The following is a 19,790-nucleotide window of genomic DNA, read 5'->3' as shown; positions in this document are numbered from 1 at the left end:
GCACCCCAAGGAGAGCACCTGATGACCGACCCCCTCGCCCCCGCCGGACACGACGCCGGCGCAGGCGTCGATCCGACCGCGCCCGCAGCCGCGCGCGACCGCGGCGACCTGTTCACGCTCGTCGCGGGGAGCTACCGCGCCGAGGTCTCCACGGTCGGCGCGACCCTCGAGTCCCTCACCGTCGGGGGGCGAGACCTCCTGCTGCGCAGCCCCGAGGAAGGGCCGATGCTGTTCTTCAGGGGCGCGATCGTGGCACCCTGGCCGAACCGGATCGGCGACGGCACCTACACCTGGGACGGGGAGGAGATCCGCACGCCGCTCAGCGAGCCGGAGCGCGGCAACGCCCTCCACGGCCTCGTCTCCTTCCATCCCTTCGCCCCGGCCTCGGTGACCGAGGACGAGGTGGTGCTGCGCACGGAGCTGTTCCCCTCCCCCGGCTATCCCTTCCACCTGCTGCTGTCGGTGCGCTACGCGCTCTCTGCCGAGACGGGGCTGGCCACCACGGTGACGGCGAGGAATCTGGGACGGCGCGACGCGCCCTACGGCGTGTGCCCGCATCCGTACCTGGTCGCGGGGCCCGAGCCGCTGGAGCAGTGGTCGCTCGAGGTCGCGGCCGGGACCGTGCTCACCGTCACCGAGGACCGCCTGCTGCCCACCGGCACCGCCCCGATCGCCCGCGGGGACGACTTCGACTTCTCTGCTCCGCGCGTGCTCGAGGACCTGTTCATCGACCACGCCTTCACGGATGTCGCCCGGGACGAGGGCGGGCTGCTGCGCGTCACCGTGACCGCCCCCGGCGGCACCGGCGTGGAGCTGACCGCCGGCGAGGAGTGCCCGTGGCTGCAGATCCACACCGGGGACCGGCCCGAGCCCGAGCATCACCGCCGCGGCCTCGCGGTCGAGCCGATGACCTGCCCGCCGGACGCCTTCCGCTCCGGGACCGACGTGGTGCGCCTGGCTCCCGGCGAGGAGCACCAGGCGTCCTGGACCCTGCGCGGCTGGTGACCTCCGGCGGGCGCCGGAGCGCCCCGACCGAGCACGATCGAGCATGAGAAGGGCCCGTGACCATCGTGGTCACGGGCCCTTCGCAGCGGCACCGGCGGCGATGCTCACCGCCGGGAGGGGATCACTTCCCGTTCGCCTCCTCGTAGGCCTTGCGGATCGTGCCGGAGATCCGGCCGCGGTCGGGGACCTCGTAGCCGGCCTCGCGCGCCCACTGGCGGATCTTGGCGGAGTCGTTCGAGCTCGCACGGGAGCCGGAGGTCGTGCCGCGAGTGCGGCGCCCTCCGACGCGGCGCGCCTTCCCGACCCAGGTGCCGAGCTCCTCGCGGAGCTTCTCGGCATTGTCCGCGGAGAGGTCGATCTCGTAGGCGACGCCGTCCAGGGCGAAGCTCACCGTCTCGGCGGCCTTGTCACCGGTGAGGTCGTCGATGAGCTCCACGTAGGTCTTCCGTGCCATAGGGGTTCTCCCTCGTAGGTCGTTTTCGGACTGCGTCATGAACTCATGTGCGTTCATGATCCCGCCCAGTATCCGATGCGAGGGAGACAATTTCAAGACGATAACGAATATTGGGGAAGGCGCGTGACCGCATTCTCGTGCGGCACACCGTCAGGACTCTTCGCGCCGCTTCCGGTTCTCGAGGAACTCCTGCTCCGCCTCGCGCTCGGCGTCCCGCTCCCGCCGGTCGGCCCGCAGCAGGGCGCGGACCGCGAACCAGAACAGCAGCCCCACGCCGATCGACGGCAGCAGCGCCCCGGCCTCGAACCAGAATCCCGAGCCCATCTCAGGCTCCCGGCTTCACGAGCGGGAAGAGGATCGTCTCGCGGATGCCGAGGCCGGTCAGCGCCATCAGCAGCCGGTCCACGCCCATCCCCATCCCGCCGGTCGGGGGCAGCGCGTACTCCATCGCCTCGAGGAAGTCCTCGTCCAGGCGCATCGCCTCGTCATCGCCCTGCGCGGCGAGCTGCGCCTGCTGCGCGAAGCGCTCGCGCTGGATGACGGGGTCGACGAGCTCGGAGTAGCCGGTCGCGAGCTCGAAGCCGCGCACATACAGGTCCCACTTCTCGACCACGCCCGGCGTGGAGCGGTGAGCGCGCACGAGCGGGCTGGTCTCGACGGGGAAGTCCCGCACGAAGGTCGGTGCGTGCAGATGGTCGCTCACCTGGTGCTCGAAGAGCTCCTCGACGAGCTTGCCGTGGCCGTACCTGGGATGGTCGAGGTCGAGGTCGAGGGAGCGGGCGATCTCGCGCAGGCGGGCCGGGGAGGTCTCCGGTGTGATCTCCTCGCCGAGCGCCTCGGAGAGGGAGCCGTAGACGGTGATCGCCGTCCATTCCCCGGAGAGGTCGTACTCGGTGCCGTCGGCGAGGGTGACGATCTCCGAGCCGGTCGCCGCGCGCGCGGCCTCCTGCACGAGCGAGCGGGTGAGATCCGCGATCGTGTCGTAATCTCCGTAGGCCTCGTAGGACTCGAGCATCGCGAACTCGGGGGAATGCGTGGAATCCGCGCCCTCGTTCCGGAAGTTGCGGTTGATCTCGAAGACCTTCTCGAGCCCTCCGACGGCGGCGCGCTTGAGGAACAGCTCCGGCGCGATCCGCAGGTACAGGTCGAGGTCGAACGCGTTCATGTGGGTGACGAAAGGCCGTGCCGCGGCGCCCGAGGGGATCACCTGCAGCATCGGCGTCTCGACCTCGACGAAGTCGCGGCGGCGGAACGACTCGCGCAGCGAGTGCATGACCTCCGCGCGCTGCCGCACCGCGTCCCGCGCCTCCTGGCGCACGATCAGGTCGACATAGCGACGGCGCACCCGGGACTCCTCGGAGAGGTCCGCGTGCAGCACCGGGAGGGGGCGGACGGCCTTCGCGGCCATCTGCCAGGAGTCCGCGAAGACGCTCAGCTCGCCGCGGCGCGAGGCCCCGACGCGGCCGTGGAAGAAGACGTGGTCGCCGAGGTCGACGTCGGCCTTGAGGTCGGCGAGGCGCTCCTCGCCCAGCACCGCCTGGGAGGCCATGATCTGCAGACGCTGCCCGGCACCGTCCTGGAGGGTGATGAAGGCGAGCTTCCCGGTGTTGCGCTGGAAGACGACGCGGCCGGAGACCCCGACCTCGTCCTCGGTCTCGACGCCGGCCTCGAGGTGGCCGTACTCGGCACGGACCGCGGAGATCGTGGTGGTGACCGGGACCGAGACGGGATAGGGCTCCTCCCCGCGCGCCAGCAGGCGCTCCCGCTTGGACCGTCGGACCGCGACCTGATCGGAGCTGTCGGTGACCTCGGGGACAGGGGGAATCTCGCTCATGGGTGCGATTGTCTCATCACCGCCCCTGTGAGGTCTTCCCCGATCAGGGGGCTGTCGCCACCGCCACAGCCGCATCGAGCAGCCGGGTGCCCTCGACGCGGCCCGCGAGCACGACGAGCACCTCGCCGCGATGCTCGGCGCCGGCGGGCTCGAGCGTCGCGGGGTCCAGCGCGAGCGCGTAGTCCCAGTCGATCTCGGCGCGCTCGCGGGCACGGGCGAGGGCCTCCTGGATCGCGGCCAGGGAGGGGGCGGCCTCGAGGGCGGCGGCGATGGTGCGGGACAGGGCCAGGGCCTGCTCCCGGCCGGCCTCGCTGAGATAGGCGTTGCGGCTCGAGCGGGCCAGTCCCGTCTCCTCGCGCTGGATCTCGACGGGCTCGATCCGCACGGGCAGGTCGAGGTCCGCGACCAGGCGCTGGATGATCGCGAGCTGCTGGGCGTCCTTGCGTCCGAACACGCTCAGGTGCGGGTCGGTCAGGCGCAGCAGCTTCGCGACGACGGTGACCACGCCGTCGAAGTGGCCCGGCCTCGCCGCGCCCTCGAGCACGGTCCCGGCGCGGCCCGCGGTCACCGAGACCGTCGGCGGCAGCACCGGGTACATCTCCTCCACGCTCGGGGCGAAGACGAGGTCGACGAGGCCGTCGACGAGCGCGAGGTCCGCCTCGAGGTCGCGGGGATAGGCCTGGTAGTCCTCCCCGGGCCCGAACTGGAGGGGGTTGACGAAGTCGGTGAGGATCACGTGGTCGGCGAGCTCGCGGGCCCGCTGCACCAGCGCCAGGTGCCCGGCGTGCAGGGACCCCATGGTCAGCACCGCGCCGACGGTGCCCTCCATCGCGGCGCGCCTCGCGCGCAGCTCGTCCTTGGTGGTCACCAGCGCGGTCGTGCGGTCGGGTGTCATGCGTCCTCCGGTGGCGGGGTCTCCTCCAGCAGCGCGCGGATCTGCTCGCGCGCGCCCTCCGGGAGTCTCGCACGGGCCAGCGCCGCCAGGGCGAGCGTGCGATAGGTGTCGCTCACGTCGCCGGGCTCGACCGGAGCTGCGGTGGCGTCGAGGTCCGCGAGGGCCTCGAGATGGGCGCCCACCGTGCCGGCGTCCCCGCGCACGACGGGCCCGGTCAGGGCCTTGCTGCCGCGGCGCAGGGACTCCTCGAGGGCGGCCTCGAGCAGCGGGCGCAGGTAGGAGCCGGGGTCCTCGATGCCGAGGCGGGAGAGCGCCCGTCGGGACTGGTCCACGAGCACGACGAGGTGGTTCGCGGCGTGGGCGAGGGCGGCGTGGTAGAGCGGGCGGTCGCCCTCCGCGATCACGACGGCCTCCCCGCCCATCTCCACCACGAGCGCGGCCGCGACCGGCAGGAACTCGGCGGAGGCGGTGATGCCCATCGGGCAGCCGACCAGCCGGGGCAGGTCGGTGCGGGTGCCGGTGAAGGTCATCGCGGGATGGATCGCGATCGTGGCGGCGCCGGCGCGGGCCAGCGGCGCCAGCGCCTCGGTGCCGTAGCGGCCGGAGGTGTGGACGACGAGCTGACCGCCCGGTGACAGGCCCGTCGCGGCGATCCCGGCGGCGAGCGGTGCGAGCTGGTCGTCGGGGACCGCGAGCAGCAGCATCTCGCTGCGCTCGACGAGAGCGGGCACGTCCAGCAGCGGCACGCCGGGCAGGAGCTCCGCGGCCCGCTCGCGGGAGGCGTCGGAGACGGCGTAGGCGCCGGTGAGCGCATGGCCCTCGGCGCGCAGCGCCGCGCCGAGCACGGCGCCGACGTGTCCGGCGCCGATCACGCCGATCCCGAGGCGGGGCGGGGTCATCGCTCCTGCTCCGGGCGCGGGGTCATCGCTCCTGCTCCGGGGGCGTTCCCGCTCGTCTCCACCTCGGCGGCTGCGCTGTCCGCCGCGGCGCCGTCGGTCCCGCCGCCGACGGGGGCGAGGGCGGGCCGGGGCCAGCGGTCGCGGTCGCGGTAGCGGCGCAGGGAGCGGGCATCGGCGGCGAGCACGGCGTGGAGCGCGAGGGCGTCCTCGCGGCGCAGGTTCTCCAGCAGCAGCGAGTCCCCGGCCCCTTCGACGTGCAGGTCCAGGATGCCGAGCCGGCGGGCGAGCGGGCCGTCCTCGAGCCGCAGCTCCTGGATCCGCTCGCGCGGGACGATGCTGAGCTTGCGCGAGACGATCCCGCTGCGGTGCACGAGCGCGCCGGGCAGCAGCAGGCTCAGCTCGGTGCGACGGGCGATCCAGAACCAGCGCACGGGGGTGCGCAGCCCGGTCAGCTCTCGAACAGGTGCCATGAGCAGGTGCTCGAGGGTCGCGAGGTCGTCCTCGGTGCCCAGCGGTGCGCTGAGCCGTCCGAGGGTGCCGCGTAGCTCCTCCCGGGTGCCGACCGGCAGCACGCTGGTCGCGCCGTTCTCGTCGTCGTCATCGATCCCGGCCACGGTCACGGAGACCGCGGTCCAGCCGGGGCCCCGCCACAGGAACGGCCGGCGCAGGTCGAAGCGCTGGATGCGGCCCGCGGCGATGTTGTCGGTGCGGGTGTTCGCCAGGCCCCGTCGCATCCGCAGCCCGCGCTCGGTGTAGCGGGAGACGAAGCCCCAGCCGGAGTCGATGCGCCCGAAGACGTACTTCGGCACGGCGATGACGGTGGGCGCCAGGGCGACGAGGATCGCGATCGAGAAGCCCTCCTGCCAGATGCCGAGGGCGATCGCGACCCCGACGCCGACGATGCTCATGACGATCCCGACCAGGAAGCCGAGGTCGCGCGCGAGGGAGCGGACGAGGCGCTCGGTGGGGATCTTCGCGATGAGCTCCCCGTCGGTCACCCCGTCGTACAGGAGCTCCTCGAGCCGGTCGCCGTGCTGCTCCCCCGCTGCGCCGCCGGCCTGCGAAGGCTCCGAGGCGGCGGAGGTCGCGGAGGGGTCGGCGGCGGCCGCGCCGCCTGCGGGCGGAGCGTCGATGTCGGGGCGGGCGTTCGCGGCCGACGCGCCGGCGGCGACCTCGAGGATGCCGCGGCGCAGCTCCTCGGCGCGGGCGGAGCTGACGTACTCGATGTCGAGATAGGACTCGCCGCCGCCGGCGACCTCGACGCGCACCTTCGCCAGCCCCAGCAGGCGGGCCAGCAGCGGGCGCTCGATCGAGACGGACTCGATGCGTGCGCGGGGCGCGTACTCGCGCGAGCGGCTGATCATGCCGTGGTGGAGGGAGACGCCGTCCTCGTCGACCGCATAGGTGGTGAACCACCAGCTGAGGGCCGACAGCACGATGGACACCAGGATCACCACGAGCAGGACGCCCAGGCCGATCAGGGCGCGGCGGACGGTGAACTCGTCGGCGAGCTGGGCGACGTTCTGCGCCGTGATCACCGCGATGACGCCGACGACGACCTTCCAGCCGGTCACCAGCGGGGTGATCGGGTGGGTGCGGTGCCGCGGCGCGGCGGAGCCGCTGTCGGCGGGGCTGGCGTCGGCGGAGGTGCGGTCTGCGGGAGCGCTGCCGGCGGCGGAGTCGGGCTCCGGTCCCGTCGGCGCCGTGCCGGGGGCGGTCACAGCGCCGCCATCAGCTCGACGCCGCGCGCGGTCAGCAGGGCGCGCAGGCGCTCCGCCTCGTCCTTCGGCAGCCCGGGCAGGGTCACCCCGGCGCCGTCGTGCGCGGTGCTGATCGTGAGCTTCGCGAGGCCGTAGCGGCGGTCCACCGGTCCCTCGTCGATCTTCACCGACTGCACCCTGCCGTAGGGGATCGTGTGCACGGAGCGGAACATGATCCCGAGCGCGATCGTGAGGTCCTCCTCCGCGTCGCGATAGCCGATCGCCCGCACCCTGCGCGGGGTCAGCAGGAGGCTCTGCACCACGACGACCAGCGGGATCAGCGCCAGCAGGCCGAGCCACCACCATCCGGTCAGGGCCGCCGCGACCACTGCGCCGGCCGCCAGCAGCACCCCGATCACGTAGCCGGGGATCGTGGCCAGGTAGCGGGCGGGCACGAGGCGCGGCGAGACGGCGCGCAGCCCCTCGGCGCCGAGCCGTCCGTCCGGGGCATCGGAGATCTCCGGGCCGGCGGCACCCGGGGCCCCGGGGCCAGGTGCGGCGGGAGCCGCGGACCCGGGAGCGACGGACGCCGCGGCTCCGGGATCGGTCTGCGGACGCACCGGGGGACGCGGCGGGCGGTCTGCGGGCGGTGAGGAGGTCATGGGGTCCATCGTGTCATCCCGGGCGCCGCCCGCCCTGCGACGCTCGGCGCTGCCGGGCCCCGTCGAAGGTCGGGGCCGTCCGTTCCTCCCGTACGGGCCCCGTCCGCCCTCAGGAGCCGGCCTCGGCCCCCTCCGCGGGGCCGTCGCCGTCGGGCGGGAGCTTCCCCCACCGCTCGACGACGACGCCGAGCACGCCCAGCACGATCCCCGAGACGGCGGCGGCCGCGGTGGGCAGGACCGCGCCGAGGGGATCGCCCGTGCCGGTCAGCAGCAGGAACAGCGCCTGTCCGGTGAAGAGCCCGCCGACGACCGCGCCGGTGTAGGCGCAGGCCCTCGCCAGCAGCACCGTCCGGTAGGCGGTGGGCAGGTCGATCTGGTGCCGCCGCGGCGCATAGCTCGGCTTCTCGCGGCGCTCGGCGCTCTCGAGGAGATAGCGGCGCATCGGCACCCCGTAGGCGAGCAGCACCGCCGAGAGCGCGAGGAGCACCGCCGTGGTGAGCCAGCCGGCGATCGGCAGAGAATGGCCGCGGGCGGCGAGCGCCTCGAGCATCTGCGCCCCGAAGCCCGCGCCGATCACGAGGATCAGCACGAGCACCGGGATGTTCAGAGGCTTCACGGCGTCTGCGCTCCCTCCCCTGCCGAGGCCGGTCGCCGGTCGAAGCCCTCGAGGCTCGGGCCCGGACGCAGCGTGTCGCGGTCCGCGGCCCGGGCGAGCAGCTCGCCGACCGGGCCGCGGCCGGGCAGCTGCGCCTCGGGATCGGCGGCGTGCCAGGGGGCGAGCACGAAGCCGCGCTCATGGGCGCGGGGGTGGGGCACGGTCAGCTCGGGGTCCTCGCTGCGCCAGTCGCCGTAGGTGATCACGTCGACGTCGAGGGTCCGCGCTCCCCAGCGCTCCCGGCGTTCGCGGTGCGCGGCCTGCTCGGCGCGGTGGGCGAGCTCGAGCAGCTGGTGCGGGCCGAGCACGGTGCGCACGCCGACCACGGAGTTCAGATAGGGGCCCTGTCCCTCGGGACCGCCGACCGGAGCCGTCTCCAGCACCGGGGCGCTCCAGGCGATCTGCGTGCCCGGGGCGGCGCCGAGATGCTCGAGCGCGCCCCGCAGATGCGCCTCGCGGTCACCGAGGTTCGAGCCGAGGGCGAGCACGGCCAGGACCGGGGCCGCGTCCCGCTCGATCGCGACGGACACCCCGCCGACGGGGAGGCCGACGGGGGCGGCGGGCTTGTGGACCCGCACGCCGACGCGGCGCACGAGCGGGCGGCCGACGCCGTCCAGGATGCGGGTCGCGATCCGCTCGGCGAGGGTCTCGACGAGGTCATGGGGCCCGGCGCCGATCTCCTCGTGCACGGCCGCGGCGACCTCGGCGTAGTCCACGGTGCGGGAGAGCACGTCGGAGCGGCCGGCGGCGGCGGTGGAGAGGCGGAGGGCGACGTCGACCCCGAACTCCTGGCCGATCTCCTTCTCGGCGGCGAGCACGCCGTGGTGTCCCCAGGCGCGGATGCCGGTGACCTCGATCCGGTCCAGGCGGTCCAGCGGGTCGGGCGCTCCCGACGCGTGCAGCGGCGGGTGCGGCGTCTGCGGCGCGTGCGGGCTCATCGGCGCATGCTCCGTCGCAGCCGGTCCCCCACCCGCACGGCGGCGAGCGTGGAGGGGACCTCGTGGACGCGCACGGCCCAGGCGCCGCGCTCGGCGCTGTAGGCGCTGATCGCGGCGGTGGCCGCGTCCCGGTCCACGCCGAGCGCGCTGACGAAGCGCTTGCGGGAGGCGCCGATGAGGACGGGCAGGCCGTGGGAGGCGATCGCCTCCCAGTCCGCCAGCAGCTCCCAGTTCTGCTCCCCCGTCTTGGAGAAGCCGAGCCCCGGGTCGGCGACGAGGAACCGGTCCTCGACCCCGGCCTCGCGGAGCGTGGTGAGGCGGTCGCCGAGCTCCGCGGTGCTGTCGCGGGCGACGTCCTCGTACCGGGTCAGGTCGTTCATGACGTCGCTGTGTCCGCGCCAGTGCATGGCGATGAACACCGGCGGGGTGCCGAGCCGGGTGCGCAGCTCGGCGACCTGAGCGCCCATCCGCACGTCGGCCTGACCGGCCGAGACGTCGTTGACGATGAGGGCGCCGGCGGCGATGCTCGCCGCGGCGACGGAGGCGCGCATGGTGTCCACGCTGATCACGACGTCCTCGGCGGCGAGGGCCTCGACGACGGGGATCACCCGTCGCAGCTCCTCCTCCTCGTCCACCCGGACGGCGCCGGGACGGGTCGACTCCCCGCCGATGTCGATGATCGCCGCACCCTCGGCGACCAGGCGGCGGCCGTGGGCGATCGCGTCGGGGGCGCGGTCGTGCTCCCCGCCGTCGGAGAAGGAGTCGGGGGTGACGTTCAGGACCCCCATGACGAGGGTGTCGTCGCCGCCGAGGCGGTCTGGCAGGCCCGCGGGGCCGCGCGCCGGGATGCTCACGCCCTCACCGCCCGTGGATGAGGGACATGGCCTCGCCGCGGGTGCTCGCGCTGTCGCGCAGCATGCCGCGCACGGCGCTGGTGACGGTGCGGGCGCCCGCGGCGCGGACCCCCCGCATCGACATGCACATGTGCTCCGCCTCGATGACGACGATCGCCCCGTCGGCGCCGAGCTCGTCGATCAGCGCGTCGGCGATCTGGAAGGTCAGCCGCTCCTGCACCTGCGGGCGGTGGGCGTAGACGTTCACCAGGCGCGCCAGCTTGCTCAGACCCGTCACGACGCCGCCGCCGGGGATGTAGCCCACGTGGGCCGTGCCGTGGAAGGGCAGCAGGTGGTGCTCGCACATCGAGTGGAAGGCGATGTCGCGCACCAGCACGAGCTCCTGGTGGTGGATGTCGAAGGTCGTCGACAGAGGCTCGCGGGCGTCCTGGTCGAGGCCCTCGAAGACCTCGGCGTACATGCGGGCGACGCGGGCGGGCGTCTCCACGAGGCCGTCGCGGTCGGGGTCCTCGCCGATCGCCGCAAGGATCTCCCGCACCGCGGCCTCGATGCGGGGCCGGTCCACGCTCATCTCAGCGCTCCGTCCCGTCGTGGCCGGGCCCCTGGGTGTCGTAGCCGTAGCCCTGGCCGGGGCCGAGCGGGCCGCCGTCGTCGGTGCCGCCGGGGCCCGGCCCGCCGTGCGGGGCCCCGGGGATCGAGGGGCCGTCACCGCCGGGATGGGGCAGCTCGGGAGGATTGGGCTGCATCGGCTCGCCGGCGTCGTGCTCCTCGGTCCCGGTGGCCGTGGTCGTCCCGCCGACGGACGGCCCGGCGAGGGCGGGCCGCTGCGTGCTCGAGCCCCACACCCCGCGCGGGGGCTGCTTGGTGACGTCGGCGAAGATCACCGCGAGCTCGTGCTCGTTCAGGGTCTCCTTCTCCAGCAGCTCCTCGACGAGGCGGTCCAGCACGTGACGGTTCTGCTCGATCACGGCCCAGGCCTCGTCCAGCGCGGTGTCCAGGAGCCTGCGCACCTCCTGGTCGACGAGGCTCGCGGTCTCGCCGCTGAAGCGGGGCCCCTGCCCCTGCTGCATGCCGACGAACACCTCGTCCTGGTCGCCGGAGAGGGCGACCTGGCCCACGGCCTCGCTCATGCCCAGCTGCATCACCATGGTGCGGGCGATCTTCGTGGCGTTCTGCAGGTCGGAGCTGGGGCCGGTGGTGACGTCGTGGAAGATGCTCTCCTCCACCGCGTAGCCGCCCATCGCGTAGGCGAGGCGGTCCAGCAGCTCGTTGCGGGACTGGTAGTTGCGGTCCTGGGTGGGCACCACCATCGTGTAGCCGCCGGCCTGGCCGCGCGGCAGGATCGTCACCTTCGTGACGGGCGCGGAGTTGTTCATGGCCGCGGCGACCAGGGCGTGGCCGCCCTCGTGGTACGCGGTCATCTGGCGCTCGCGCTCGGTCATGACCTTCGAGTACCGCTGCGGGCCCATGGAGACGCGGTCGATCGCCTCGTCCAGGGCGCGGTTGTCGATGATCTGGTTGCCGGAGCGGGCGGTCAGCAGCGCCGCCTCGTTCAGCACGTTGGCGAGGTCCGCGCCGGACATGCCGATGGTGCGCTTGGCGACGGCCTCGAGGTCGACGTCGTGCGCGAGCGGCTTGCCCTTGGCGTGCACGCCGAGGATGTGCAGGCGGCCCTTGAGATCCGGGGCGGCCACCGCGATCTGGCGGTCGAAGCGGCCCGGACGCAGCAGCGCCGGGTCGAGGATGTCGACGCGGTTGGTCGCGGCGATCAGGATGACGTTCTGGTTCTCGTCGAACCCGTCCATCTCCACGAGCATCTGGTTCAGGGTCTGCTCGCGCTCGTCGTGGCCGCCGCCCATGCCGGCGCCGCGATGGCGGCCGACGGCGTCGATCTCGTCGATGAAGATGATCGCCGGGGCGTTCTCCTTCGCGGTGTTGAACAGGTCGCGGACGCGGCTCGCGCCGACGCCCACGAACATCTCCACGAAGTCCGAGCCGGAGATCGAGTAGAAGGGCACGTTCGCCTCGCCGGCGACGGCCTTGGCCAGCAGGGTCTTGCCCGTGCCGGGCGGGCCGTACAGCAGCACGCCCTTGGGGATCTTCGCACCGACGGCCTGGTACCGCTCCGGGTCGACGAGGAACTGCTTGATCTCGTCGAGCTCCTCGACGGCCTCCTCGGCGCCGGCGACGTCGGCGAAGGTGACCTTCGGGGCCTCCTTGTTGAACAGCTTCGCCTTGGACTTGCCGAACTGCATCGCCCGGCCGCCGCCCTGGGCGTTCATGATCAGGAACCAGAACAGGCCGATGAAGATCAGCAGCGGCAGGAACGACAGCAGCAGCGTGGACCACCACGAGCTGGAGGCGATCTCGTCGGTGTAGCCGTCGGCCGGCTCGGCCTTCTCGACCGCGTCGACGATCGACTCCGCGCGCGCGTCGACGTAGGAGAAGCGCACCTTGGTGCCCTTGTCCTCCTCGCCGTCGGTGAAGCTCTCGCTGAGCACCAGGTCGACGCGCTGCTGGTTCCCGCCGATGATCTTGGCCTGCTCGACGGTGTCGCCCTGCAGCAGCTCGAGGCCCTGCTCGGTGTCGATCTGCTGGTATCCGTCACGGCCCAGCAGGGAGAACAGCGCCATGCCCAGCAGGAGCGCGACGACGATCCACAGGGCGACGGAGGTGAACGGGCGGCGCTTCCGGCTGCCGGAACCGCTCTTCGAGCTCTTGGGGGAATCTGCCACCGGTTCAGTCCTCGTAGACCGAGCGTGCGAGCACGCCCACGTAGGGAAGGTTGCGGTAGTTCTCCGCATGGTCGAGCCCGTAGCCGACGACGAACTCGTTGGGGATGTCGAAGCCGACGTACTTCACGTCGATCTCGACGCGCGCCGCCTCGGGCTTGCGCAGGAGGGTCGCGATCTCGACGGACTTCGGGCCGCGCGAGCGGAGGTTGGACAGCAGCCACTTCAGGGTCAGGCCCGAGTCGATGATGTCCTCGACGATCAGCACGCGACGCCCGGAGATGTCGCCGGAGAGGTCCTTGAGGATGCGGACCACGCCGGAGGACTTGGTGCCCGAGCCGTAGGAGGAGACCGCCATCCAGTCCATCTCGACCATGAGGTCGATCTGCCGGGCGAGATCCGCCATCACCATCACCGCGCCCTTCAGGACGCCCACCAGGATCGGCGGCTCCTCCGCGTAGTCCGCGGCGATCTGCGTTCCGAGCTCTGCGAGCCGGTCGCGGATCTGCTGCTCGTCCAGCAGCACGCGGTCGACATCGGGATGGGGGTGCGTCAGGGGCACGCGGATCTCCTCCAGGTGATGTGGTGGGTGCGTCCGCCGCGGCTCACGGAGCGGGACGGCGCCACACCAACAGGCCGTCACGGCGAGCGACCTCGATCCTACCCGGAACGGGCACCGCCGCCTGACCGTGCCATGAGACGACGAGCGCATCGAGGGCGAGCACCTGCCTGCGCACCAGCGATTTCGTCGACCCGCCGGGCTCACCTGCGTCGATTGCGCGCTGAGCGGAACGGGAGGCGTCCCTCAGCACGCGGGTGCGCACCGGGGCGGCGACGGCGGCGAGGGCATGGACGTCCAGGTGCAGCAGGTCCCCCGGCTCGGCCAGCTCGCCGGCGTCGCGGCGCAGGGCCGGCAGCAGCGCCCGCGCCTCCTCGTCGAGGTGGTCCACGTCCGGGCGGACCAGGTCCGCGCTGCGGGCGAGGTTCTCGTCGATCTGCTCCCCGAGGATCTCCCGCAGCAGGGGCAGGGCGCGGTGGCGCACCCGGGAGCGCAGCAGCTCGGGGTCCGCGTTCATCGGGTCCTGCCACCAGTCGAGGTCGTGGAGCGTGCAGATCTGCTCGGTGTCGGCCCGGCGCAGGGCGGTGGTCTCGTCGCGGCCGGTGCCGAGGAAGGGGCGCAGGAGGTGGCCGCGGCTGCGGCGGATCCCGGCCAGCGCCCTCGGGCCGGCGCCCCGGGCGAGCGCCATCAGCACCTGCTCGGCCTGGTCGTCGAGGGTGTGGCCGAGGAGGACGGCGAGGGCGCCGCGCTCCCGGGCGAGATGGTCGAGGGCATCGTGCCGGGCCGTGCGGGCGGCGTTCTCGATCCCGCCGGGAGCGTCGAGGTCGACGTGGGGTCTGAGCACGTGGGCCTCTGCGCCGAGCCGCTCGGCCTGGGCCGCGGCCCGCGCGGCGACGGCGGCGGAGCCGTCCTGGAGGCCGTGGTCCACGATCGCGGCCTCCGTCGCGAGCCCCATCCGCTCCCCCACCCAGCAGGTGGTCGCCAGCAGCGCGAGGGAGTCCGCGCCGCCGCTGAGCCCTACGAGCAGGCGCGGGGAGAGATGCCCCGAGCCGGTGTCGTCGGCGAGCTGCTCGAGGCGCTCGGCGAGGCTGAGACGCACCGCGCGGCGTGCGCGGGCGACGACGACGGGGGGCCCTGCCATCAGTCGACCTGCACCATCTCGGCGGCGACCTGGTCGACCGCGGCGCGGGCGTCGTCGGCGTCGGTGCCGTCGAAGCCGTGCACCACGATCGAGTAGCCGACCGTGCGGCCGTCGGGCAGGACGGTCACGCCGGCGAGGGTCGCGGCGCCGCCGAGATAGCCGGTCTTGCCGCGCACCTGCCCGGCGGCCCCGGTCACCTCCCCGCCCTCGAAGCGCTCGGCGAGGGTGCCGGTCAGCGCGGCGACGGGCACGTCGTAGAGGATCTGCTCGAGCGCGGGGACCTCTCCGGAGGCCACCTCGGCGAGCACGGCGGACAGCAGGGCCGGCGGGACGCGGTTCGCGCGCGAGAGGCCGGAGCCGTCGTGGAGGTCGAGCGCGGCGAGGTCCTCCTCCCCCAGCCCGATCTCGGTGCCGAGATCGCGGATCTCCGCCTCGACGGCGGCGGCGGCCCCCTCGGGGGTGGTCTCCTCCCCGCGGGAGAGGGCGACCAGGTGGGCGAGGAGCTCGGCGGTGGTGTTGTCGGAGATCTGCAGGGTGTGGCGGACGATCTCGGACAGCGGCTCGGAGGCGATCTCGGCGGCCGGGGCGCCCTCCGGGGCCTGGGCCTCGGCGATCTCCCCGGCGACCTCGAGGCCGGCCTCCTCGAGCAGCTCGGCGAAGCGCTCCGCGGCGTCGCCTGCGGGATCGGTGGACTTCGGACCGTACTGCTCCCCGTCCAGCCACCCCTCCTCCAGCGCGAGCGAGGCGGTGGGGGTGACCCAGCCGCCCGCGGGGCCGTTGTCCCCCCAGGCCGGGTTCTCGCCCCCGCCGAGATAGTCCTCGTCCAGGGCGAGGGAGACGGTGGTGGTGTCCTGCTCCTGCGCGAGGGCGGCGGTCTGCGTCGCGAGCTCGCGCAGATCGTCATCGGTGAGGGTCATGTCACCCTCGCCCACGAGGGTCACGACCCCGTCCTGGACGGTCGCGCGGGTCAGCAGCACCTCGTCGCCGGAGTAGCGGCGCAGCACCGCGGCGGCGGTGAGCAGCTTGAGGGTGGAGGCGGGCACGAGGGCCGCGTCGGCGTCCCGCTCGGCGAGCACCTCTCCACCGTCGGCGTCGACCACGCTGAAGGCGAGACCTCCGTCGACGACGGGCAGGTCGGCCTTCTCGTCCATGCGTCGCTGCAGGTCAGAGGGGTCGATCGGAGACGGCGAGGTCCCGACGGGGCCGACGGCGTCGGCCGGGTCGACCCGCTCCCAGTCCTCCGCGACCGCGCGGGGCCCTGCGACGGGCCCTTCCTCCGCGCTGCGCACGGTGAGGACGCCGGGGAAGGCGTCCATGAGGTCGCCGAGGACGTAGAAGCTCACGGGCACTGCCGCGCACATCACGATCGCGGTGGCGCGCCACATGCGCTCGGCTGCTCGGAGGGCCATGCACCCACGATATGGTGTTCCGGTCATCGGAAGTGGCCCACGGGGCCGGAGCAATGGAGCGGCTGTCGTGGAATTCGACGTGACCATCGAGATCCCTCGCGGGAACCGGAACAAGTATGAGGTGGACCACCACAACGGGCGCATCCGGCTGGACCGGATGCTGTTCACCGCGACGCGCTATCCGGACGACTACGGCTTCATCGAGGGGACCCTCGGCGAGGACGGCGACCCGCTGGACTGCCTGGTCCTGCTCGAGGAGCCCACGTTCCCGGGCTGCCTGATCCGCTGCCGCGCGCTGGGGATGTTCCGCATGCGCGACGAGGCCGGCGGCGACGACAAGATCGTGGCGGTGCCCGTCGGGGACCGTCGTCAGGTGCGCCGTCAGGAGCTGACCGACGTCTCGGAGTTCCACCGCCTGGAGATCCAGCACTTCTTCGAGGTCTACAAGGACCTCGAGCCGGGCAAGAGCGTCGAGGGCGCTCACTGGGAGGGCCGCAGCGATGCGGAGGCGGAGATCCGCCGCTCCTACGAGCGCGCGGTCGGCACGGAGCACGCCAACGAGTTCACCCAGGAGGTCTGAGCGCGGCACGCCCCCTCATGGCACCTCCGCTCAGGACGGCTGCGCTCGGCACGGGCACGCCCGCGACGAATGCGCTCGGCACGGGCCGCCGCGGTCAGGGGTGACGGCCGAGACCAGCACTGCAGGACGAGACCAGCACTGCAGGAGGGGCCGGTCCCATCGGGGCCGGCCCCTCCTTCGTGCCCGCGGCCGGGCGATCGTCGACTACTGGCGCAGGGCGTCCCACTATGCCGTTATCGGCATAGTGGGACGCCCTGCGCCACCGCCTGACCATCCGCCCTCGGCGCGGGACGAAGGCTCGGCTGGGGACGAAGGTTCGGCGCGGCCCGGGGCTCCGCGCGGCCCGGAGAGTCAGCGGCGGGAGAGCTCGAGAGTATCCGCGCCGGGGCCGAAGATCTCCAGCAGCGCCTCGACCACGGAGCGGGCCACGACGCGGGCGCCGATCCCGCCGAGCAGCGCCCCGATCCCGAAGGGCAGCAGGCGCGCGATCCACAGCCCGCCCGTGCGCGAGACGACGCGTCGGCGCACGTACCTGGTGATCTGCGAGGAGACGAGGCCCGGGAGGAACCCTCCCCCGCCGCCGAGGACCGAGTTCCAGCGCAGGCCCTGGCGGCCCAGCGCCTTGGCGATGATCTCGGCGCCGCGCTCGCCGCCGAGGACCCCCATGAGCACGAGGCGACGGGAGTCGCGGTCGGTCATGTCCACGCCGTGGATGTCCGCTGCGGCGAGGGTGAGGAAGGCGCAGGACTCGGCGAAGGACAGTCCCTCGCCGACGGTCAGGCCCACGGCGGCCGCGGTGCCGAGGCCGGGCAGCGCCGCGACGCCGCCGATGCCGGCGCCGGTCGCGGTGGTCAGAGCGGTGAAGCGTGCGGTGACCTTCTCCAGCAGCTGGCGGTCGGTCGCCCCCGGGTGCTTGGCACGCAGATGCGCCACGTAGGTGCGGGCCAGCGGCGCCTGGACCTTGAGCGCGGCGTCGATCAGCGCGAGCCAGCGCTCGTCGATCTGCTCGGCGAGGGCGCCGTCCTCGGCGGGAAGGTCCGTCGGGCTCGGGTCGTGCGGGGCCTGCTGGGGGGAGTTCGTGGCCACCGGGTTCTCCGTTCTGTGGGGTCCTGAACAGGGCAACGGTATCGCGCACGGACACGCGAGCCTGGACGTCGGGTCCGGACGGGGGCCGAGCGTGCCCTCGCGCCGCGGAGGCACCGGCCGGCGCCGTGACGGGGTGCCGGCGGGGCCTGCTCCGCAGGGGCTCAGCGGCGCAGCACGACCTCGCCCTCGCCGAGCTGCGTGATCTCCCCGGCCAGGCCCAGGCGGCGCACCGCCTCGCCGAGATCGGCGTAGCGCGCGGTGTAGCCCTCCTCGACGAAGGAGCGCGGCACCATCCGGTCGTGACAGAGGGTCCCGGCCAGGTGGTCGGTCTCGTGCTGGAGGATCCGGGCGGTCCATCCCGTGTGCTCCTCGTCGACCTCGCTCACCGAGCCGCCGGGCAGCAGCTCGAGGGCTCGCAGGCGCACACGGCGGGAGCGGGGCACGATGGACTGCCAGCCGTCGACCGAGAGGCAGCCCTCGAAGGCGAAGACGGTCTCGTCCCCGAGCGGCTCGACGACCGGGTCCAGCAGCGCCCGCAGGGCGAGCGGGCGACGCTCGAGCAGCTCGTCCTCGGGGTCCTCGCCCTCCTCGGCCACATAGCGGTCCTCGACGACGTACATGCTCAGCGGCAGGCCGATCTGCGGCGCGGCGAGCCCCACCCCGGGCGCCTCCCGCATCGTGAGGGTCATGGCGTCGGCGAGCTCGAGCAGCAGCGCCGGCTCGAGCCGGTCGCGGGCGGTGATCGCGGCGCGGCGCAGGGCGGGATGGCCGGCCTGCACGATCCGCAGCGGGGCGTTCTCGCGCGGACGGCGGTCGAGGATCTTCCGGGTCAGCTCAGCGGTGTCCACCCCACCAGTATCCCGTGCGCCGCTCTCCGGCATGCCGCGCATGCGGTGCCCGGCGCGCCCCGCCGCGGACGTGTCCGCCGCACCGTGAGACGTGGGATACACTCACCCGTGCCGGTGCGACGGAGCACACCCTCGGGGGCTCTCCGGACCGGTGTCACAGTCACTTCACGACGGATCGTCCGGCACGTACCTGCCGGTGAAGGAGAACCACCATGGCAACAGTCACGTTCGACAACGCCTCCCGGGTCTACCCGGGCCAGGAGCGCCCTGCGGTCGACAGCCTCAACATCGAGATCGGCGACGGCGAGTTCCTCGTCCTCGTCGGCCCCTCGGGCTGCGGCAAGTCCACCTCCCTGCGCATGCTCGCCGGTCTCGAGGAGATCGACGCGGGCCGCATCCTCATCGGCGATCGCGACGTCACCGACGTCCCGCCGAAGGACCGCGACATCGCCATGGTGTTCCAGAACTACGCGCTGTACCCGCACATGACGGTCGCCGACAACATGGGCTTCGCGCTCAAGATCGCCGGCACTCCGAAGGCGGAGATCCGCAAGCGCGTCGAGGACGCTGCCGCGATCCTCGACCTCTCCGAGTACCTCGACCGCAAGCCGAAGGCGCTCTCCGGCGGTCAGCGTCAGCGTGTGGCCATGGGCCGCGCGATCGTGCGCTCCCCGCAGGTGTTCCTCATGGACGAGCCGCTGTCGAACCTCGATGCGAAGCTGCGCGTCTCGACCCGCACCCAGATCGCGTCGCTGCAGCGCCGTCTCGGCGTCACCACGGTCTACGTCACCCACGACCAGACCGAGGCGATGACGATGGGCGACCGCGTGGCCGTCCTCGACCGCGGCGTGCTCCAGCAGATCGACTCCCCGCGCCGCATGTACGACCACCCGAACAACGTGTTCGTGGCCGGCTTCATCGGCTCCCCGGCGATGAACCTGTTCGAGGCCCCGCTGTCGGATCAGGGCGTCGAGTTCGGCGGCGCCGTGCTCCCGGTGGACCGCTCCACCCTCTCGGAGACCGATCAGAAGACGGTCACCGTGGGCGTGCGTCCCGAGGACCTCGAGGTCGCCCCCGACAACCAGGGCCTCGCCGTGGAGATCGACCTCGTCGAGGAGCTCGGCGCGGATGCGTTCATCTACGGCCGCCGCGCCGGCAGCGAGGAGACGGCCAAGCCGTTCATCGCCCGCGTCGACGCCCGCCGTCCTCCGCAGAAGGGCGAGACGGTGTACTTCCGTCCCTCCCCCGAGCACGCGCACCTGTTCGACACGAAGACCGGTCAGCGCCTCGGCGACTGAGCACCCCGCTCCCGCGCGACGGGCGTCCGGCTGCGGCCGGGCGCCCGTCGCCGTCTCCGGGCGCCTCAGGACCCGGGCGCACCTGGCGACATCCGGGCGCATCCGCCCATATCCGCCCATATCCGTCCCACCGGTCCGGACCGGGCGCTCGCCGTCCGTGTCGCGGCGTGACCTTCACGTCCGTTCGACGTGAATTGTGGGAGCGTAGGGTCCTAGCGTCGGCCCTCGGGAGAGAATGGAC

General features: G+C 73.2%; 20 protein-coding genes. 3 read left to right on the top strand and 17 right to left on the bottom strand.

Features of this window, described 5'->3' with window-relative positions:
- Positions 1-21: 21 nt before the first annotated feature.
- Complete coding sequence (locus D1648_RS07300) at positions 22-1,005, top strand: aldose 1-epimerase family protein (RefSeq protein WP_122940104.1); 984 nt, start codon at positions 22-24, stop codon at positions 1,003-1,005.
- 121 nt (positions 1,006-1,126) lie between these two features.
- On the opposite strand, the gene D1648_RS07295 is transcribed toward D1648_RS07300, so the two are convergent.
- The 15 genes from D1648_RS07295 to D1648_RS07230 form a co-directional block, all read right to left on the bottom strand.
- Positions 1,127-1,459: an Lsr2 family protein gene (locus tag D1648_RS07295; protein WP_122940103.1), complete on the bottom strand. Its 333-nt coding sequence runs from the start codon at positions 1,457-1,459 to the stop codon at positions 1,127-1,129.
- A gap of 150 nt (positions 1,460-1,609) precedes the next feature.
- Entirely contained in the window at positions 1,610-1,783 is a 174-nt protein-coding gene (locus tag D1648_RS17865; RefSeq protein ID WP_164518611.1) for a hypothetical protein, read from the bottom strand.
- Position 1,784: 1 nt separating this feature from the next.
- Positions 1,785-3,293 (bottom strand): lysine--tRNA ligase, encoded by a 1,509-nt coding sequence (gene lysS, locus D1648_RS07290; protein WP_122940102.1) that lies wholly within the window; start codon positions 3,291-3,293, stop codon positions 1,785-1,787.
- A 43-nt stretch (positions 3,294-3,336) separates the two neighbouring features.
- Positions 3,337-4,188, bottom strand: coding sequence for a pantoate--beta-alanine ligase (gene panC, locus D1648_RS07285; protein ID WP_122940101.1), 852 nt, complete (start codon positions 4,186-4,188; stop codon positions 3,337-3,339).
- Positions 4,185-5,087 carry a Rossmann-like and DUF2520 domain-containing protein gene (locus tag D1648_RS07280; protein ID WP_122940100.1) on the bottom strand — a complete coding sequence of 301 codons (903 nt, stop codon included), beginning with the start codon at positions 5,085-5,087 and terminating at the stop codon, positions 4,185-4,187. The genes panC and D1648_RS07280 overlap by 4 nt, the downstream gene beginning before the upstream one ends.
- The gene (locus D1648_RS07275; RefSeq protein ID WP_122940099.1) at positions 5,084-6,808 is read right to left on the bottom strand and encodes a PH domain-containing protein; all 1,725 of its coding nucleotides are present in this window, start codon (positions 6,806-6,808) and stop codon (positions 5,084-5,086) included. Before D1648_RS07275 ends, D1648_RS07280 begins: the two co-directional genes overlap by 4 nt.
- A complete protein-coding gene (locus tag D1648_RS07270) occupies positions 6,805-7,449 on the bottom strand; it encodes a PH domain-containing protein (RefSeq protein WP_122940098.1) in 645 nt (214 codons plus the stop codon). Before D1648_RS07270 ends, D1648_RS07275 begins: the two co-directional genes overlap by 4 nt.
- Positions 7,450-7,558: 109 nt before the next feature.
- Positions 7,559-8,065 (bottom strand): DUF3180 domain-containing protein, encoded by a 507-nt coding sequence (locus D1648_RS07265; RefSeq protein WP_122940097.1) that lies wholly within the window; start codon positions 8,063-8,065, stop codon positions 7,559-7,561.
- Complete coding sequence (gene folK, locus D1648_RS07260) at positions 8,062-9,042, bottom strand: 2-amino-4-hydroxy-6-hydroxymethyldihydropteridine diphosphokinase (RefSeq protein ID WP_122940096.1); 981 nt, start codon at positions 9,040-9,042, stop codon at positions 8,062-8,064. The genes D1648_RS07265 and folK overlap by 4 nt, the downstream gene beginning before the upstream one ends.
- Positions 9,039-9,830 carry a dihydropteroate synthase gene (gene folP / locus D1648_RS07255; RefSeq protein WP_370239784.1) on the bottom strand — a complete coding sequence of 264 codons (792 nt, stop codon included), beginning with the start codon at positions 9,828-9,830 and terminating at the stop codon, positions 9,039-9,041. Before folP ends, folK begins: the two co-directional genes overlap by 4 nt.
- Positions 9,831-9,900: 70 nt before the next feature.
- A complete protein-coding gene (gene folE / locus D1648_RS07250; RefSeq protein WP_122940094.1) occupies positions 9,901-10,467 on the bottom strand; it encodes a GTP cyclohydrolase I FolE in 567 nt (188 codons plus the stop codon).
- 1 nt (position 10,468) lies between these two features.
- Positions 10,469-12,631 (bottom strand): ATP-dependent zinc metalloprotease FtsH, encoded by a 2,163-nt coding sequence (gene ftsH, locus D1648_RS07245; protein WP_122940093.1) that lies wholly within the window; start codon positions 12,629-12,631, stop codon positions 10,469-10,471.
- Between the two features lie 4 nt (positions 12,632-12,635).
- Entirely contained in the window at positions 12,636-13,190 is a 555-nt protein-coding gene (gene hpt, locus D1648_RS07240; protein ID WP_122940092.1) for a hypoxanthine phosphoribosyltransferase, read from the bottom strand.
- A 43-nt stretch (positions 13,191-13,233) separates the two neighbouring features.
- A complete protein-coding gene (gene tilS / locus D1648_RS07235) occupies positions 13,234-14,328 on the bottom strand; it encodes a tRNA lysidine(34) synthetase TilS (protein WP_122940091.1) in 1,095 nt (364 codons plus the stop codon).
- On the bottom strand, positions 14,328-15,737 hold the full coding sequence (locus D1648_RS07230) for a D-alanyl-D-alanine carboxypeptidase/D-alanyl-D-alanine-endopeptidase (protein ID WP_122940090.1): 1,410 nt from the start codon (positions 15,735-15,737) through the stop codon (positions 14,328-14,330). Before D1648_RS07230 ends, tilS begins: the two co-directional genes overlap by 1 nt.
- 67 nt (positions 15,738-15,804) lie before the next feature.
- On the opposite strand from D1648_RS07230, the gene D1648_RS07225 reads away from it, so the two are divergent.
- The gene (locus D1648_RS07225) at positions 15,805-16,317 is read left to right on the top strand and encodes an inorganic diphosphatase (RefSeq protein WP_122940089.1); all 513 of its coding nucleotides are present in this window, start codon (positions 15,805-15,807) and stop codon (positions 16,315-16,317) included.
- A gap of 351 nt (positions 16,318-16,668) precedes the next feature.
- Here D1648_RS07225 and D1648_RS07220 read toward each other — a convergent pair whose 3' ends face one another.
- Together D1648_RS07220 and D1648_RS07215 are read right to left on the bottom strand one after the other, a co-directional pair.
- Positions 16,669-17,403 carry a hypothetical protein gene (locus D1648_RS07220; RefSeq protein WP_122940088.1) on the bottom strand — a complete coding sequence of 245 codons (735 nt, stop codon included), beginning with the start codon at positions 17,401-17,403 and terminating at the stop codon, positions 16,669-16,671.
- Between the two features lie 161 nt (positions 17,404-17,564).
- Complete coding sequence (locus tag D1648_RS07215; RefSeq protein ID WP_164518610.1) at positions 17,565-18,251, bottom strand: peptide deformylase; 687 nt, start codon at positions 18,249-18,251, stop codon at positions 17,565-17,567.
- Between the two features lie 212 nt (positions 18,252-18,463).
- Between D1648_RS07215 and D1648_RS07210 the strand changes: the two genes are divergently transcribed.
- Positions 18,464-19,549: an ABC transporter ATP-binding protein gene (locus D1648_RS07210; protein WP_122940087.1), complete on the top strand. Its 1,086-nt coding sequence runs from the start codon at positions 18,464-18,466 to the stop codon at positions 19,547-19,549.
- The last annotated feature ends 241 nt before the right edge of the window (positions 19,550-19,790 follow it).

Source organism: Brachybacterium sp. EE-P12, from assembly GCF_003711805.1.
In the GTDB taxonomy this organism is placed as follows: domain Bacteria; phylum Actinomycetota; class Actinomycetes; order Actinomycetales; family Dermabacteraceae; genus Brachybacterium.
The sequence above is the reverse complement of the archived record's forward strand: the minus strand, read 5'-3'. Positions and strand labels throughout refer to the sequence as shown.

Excerpts from the sequence above, each read along its gene's own strand:
- folE (WP_122940094.1), bottom strand. The coding sequence starts at position 10,467 with ATGAGCGTGGACCGGCCCCGCATCGAGGCCGCGGTGCGGGAGATCCTT.
- panC (WP_122940101.1), bottom strand. The coding sequence starts at position 4,188 with ATGACACCCGACCGCACGACCGCGCTGGTGACCACCAAGGACGAGCTG.
- D1648_RS17865 (WP_164518611.1), bottom strand. The coding sequence starts at position 1,783 with ATGGGCTCGGGATTCTGGTTCGAGGCCGGGGCGCTGCTGCCGTCGATC.
- D1648_RS07300 (WP_122940104.1), top strand. The coding sequence starts at position 22 with ATGACCGACCCCCTCGCCCCCGCCGGACACGACGCCGGCGCAGGCGTC.
- lysS (WP_122940102.1), bottom strand. The coding sequence starts at position 3,293 with ATGAGCGAGATTCCCCCTGTCCCCGAGGTCACCGACAGCTCCGATCAG.
- folK (WP_122940096.1), bottom strand. The coding sequence starts at position 9,042 with ATGAGCCCGCACGCGCCGCAGACGCCGCACCCGCCGCTGCACGCGTCG.
- D1648_RS07280 (WP_122940100.1), bottom strand. The coding sequence starts at position 5,087 with ATGACCCCGCCCCGCCTCGGGATCGGCGTGATCGGCGCCGGACACGTC.
- D1648_RS07295 (WP_122940103.1), bottom strand. The coding sequence starts at position 1,459 with ATGGCACGGAAGACCTACGTGGAGCTCATCGACGACCTCACCGGTGAC.
- D1648_RS07270 (WP_122940098.1), bottom strand. The coding sequence starts at position 7,449 with ATGACCTCCTCACCGCCCGCAGACCGCCCGCCGCGTCCCCCGGTGCGT.
- D1648_RS07210 (WP_122940087.1), top strand. The coding sequence starts at position 18,464 with ATGGCAACAGTCACGTTCGACAACGCCTCCCGGGTCTACCCGGGCCAG.
- tilS (WP_122940091.1), bottom strand. The coding sequence starts at position 14,328 with ATGGCAGGGCCCCCCGTCGTCGTCGCCCGCGCACGCCGCGCGGTGCGT.
- folP (WP_370239784.1), bottom strand. The coding sequence starts at position 9,830 with ATGGGGGTCCTGAACGTCACCCCCGACTCCTTCTCCGACGGCGGGGAG.
- D1648_RS07230 (WP_122940090.1), bottom strand. The coding sequence starts at position 15,737 with ATGGCCCTCCGAGCAGCCGAGCGCATGTGGCGCGCCACCGCGATCGTG.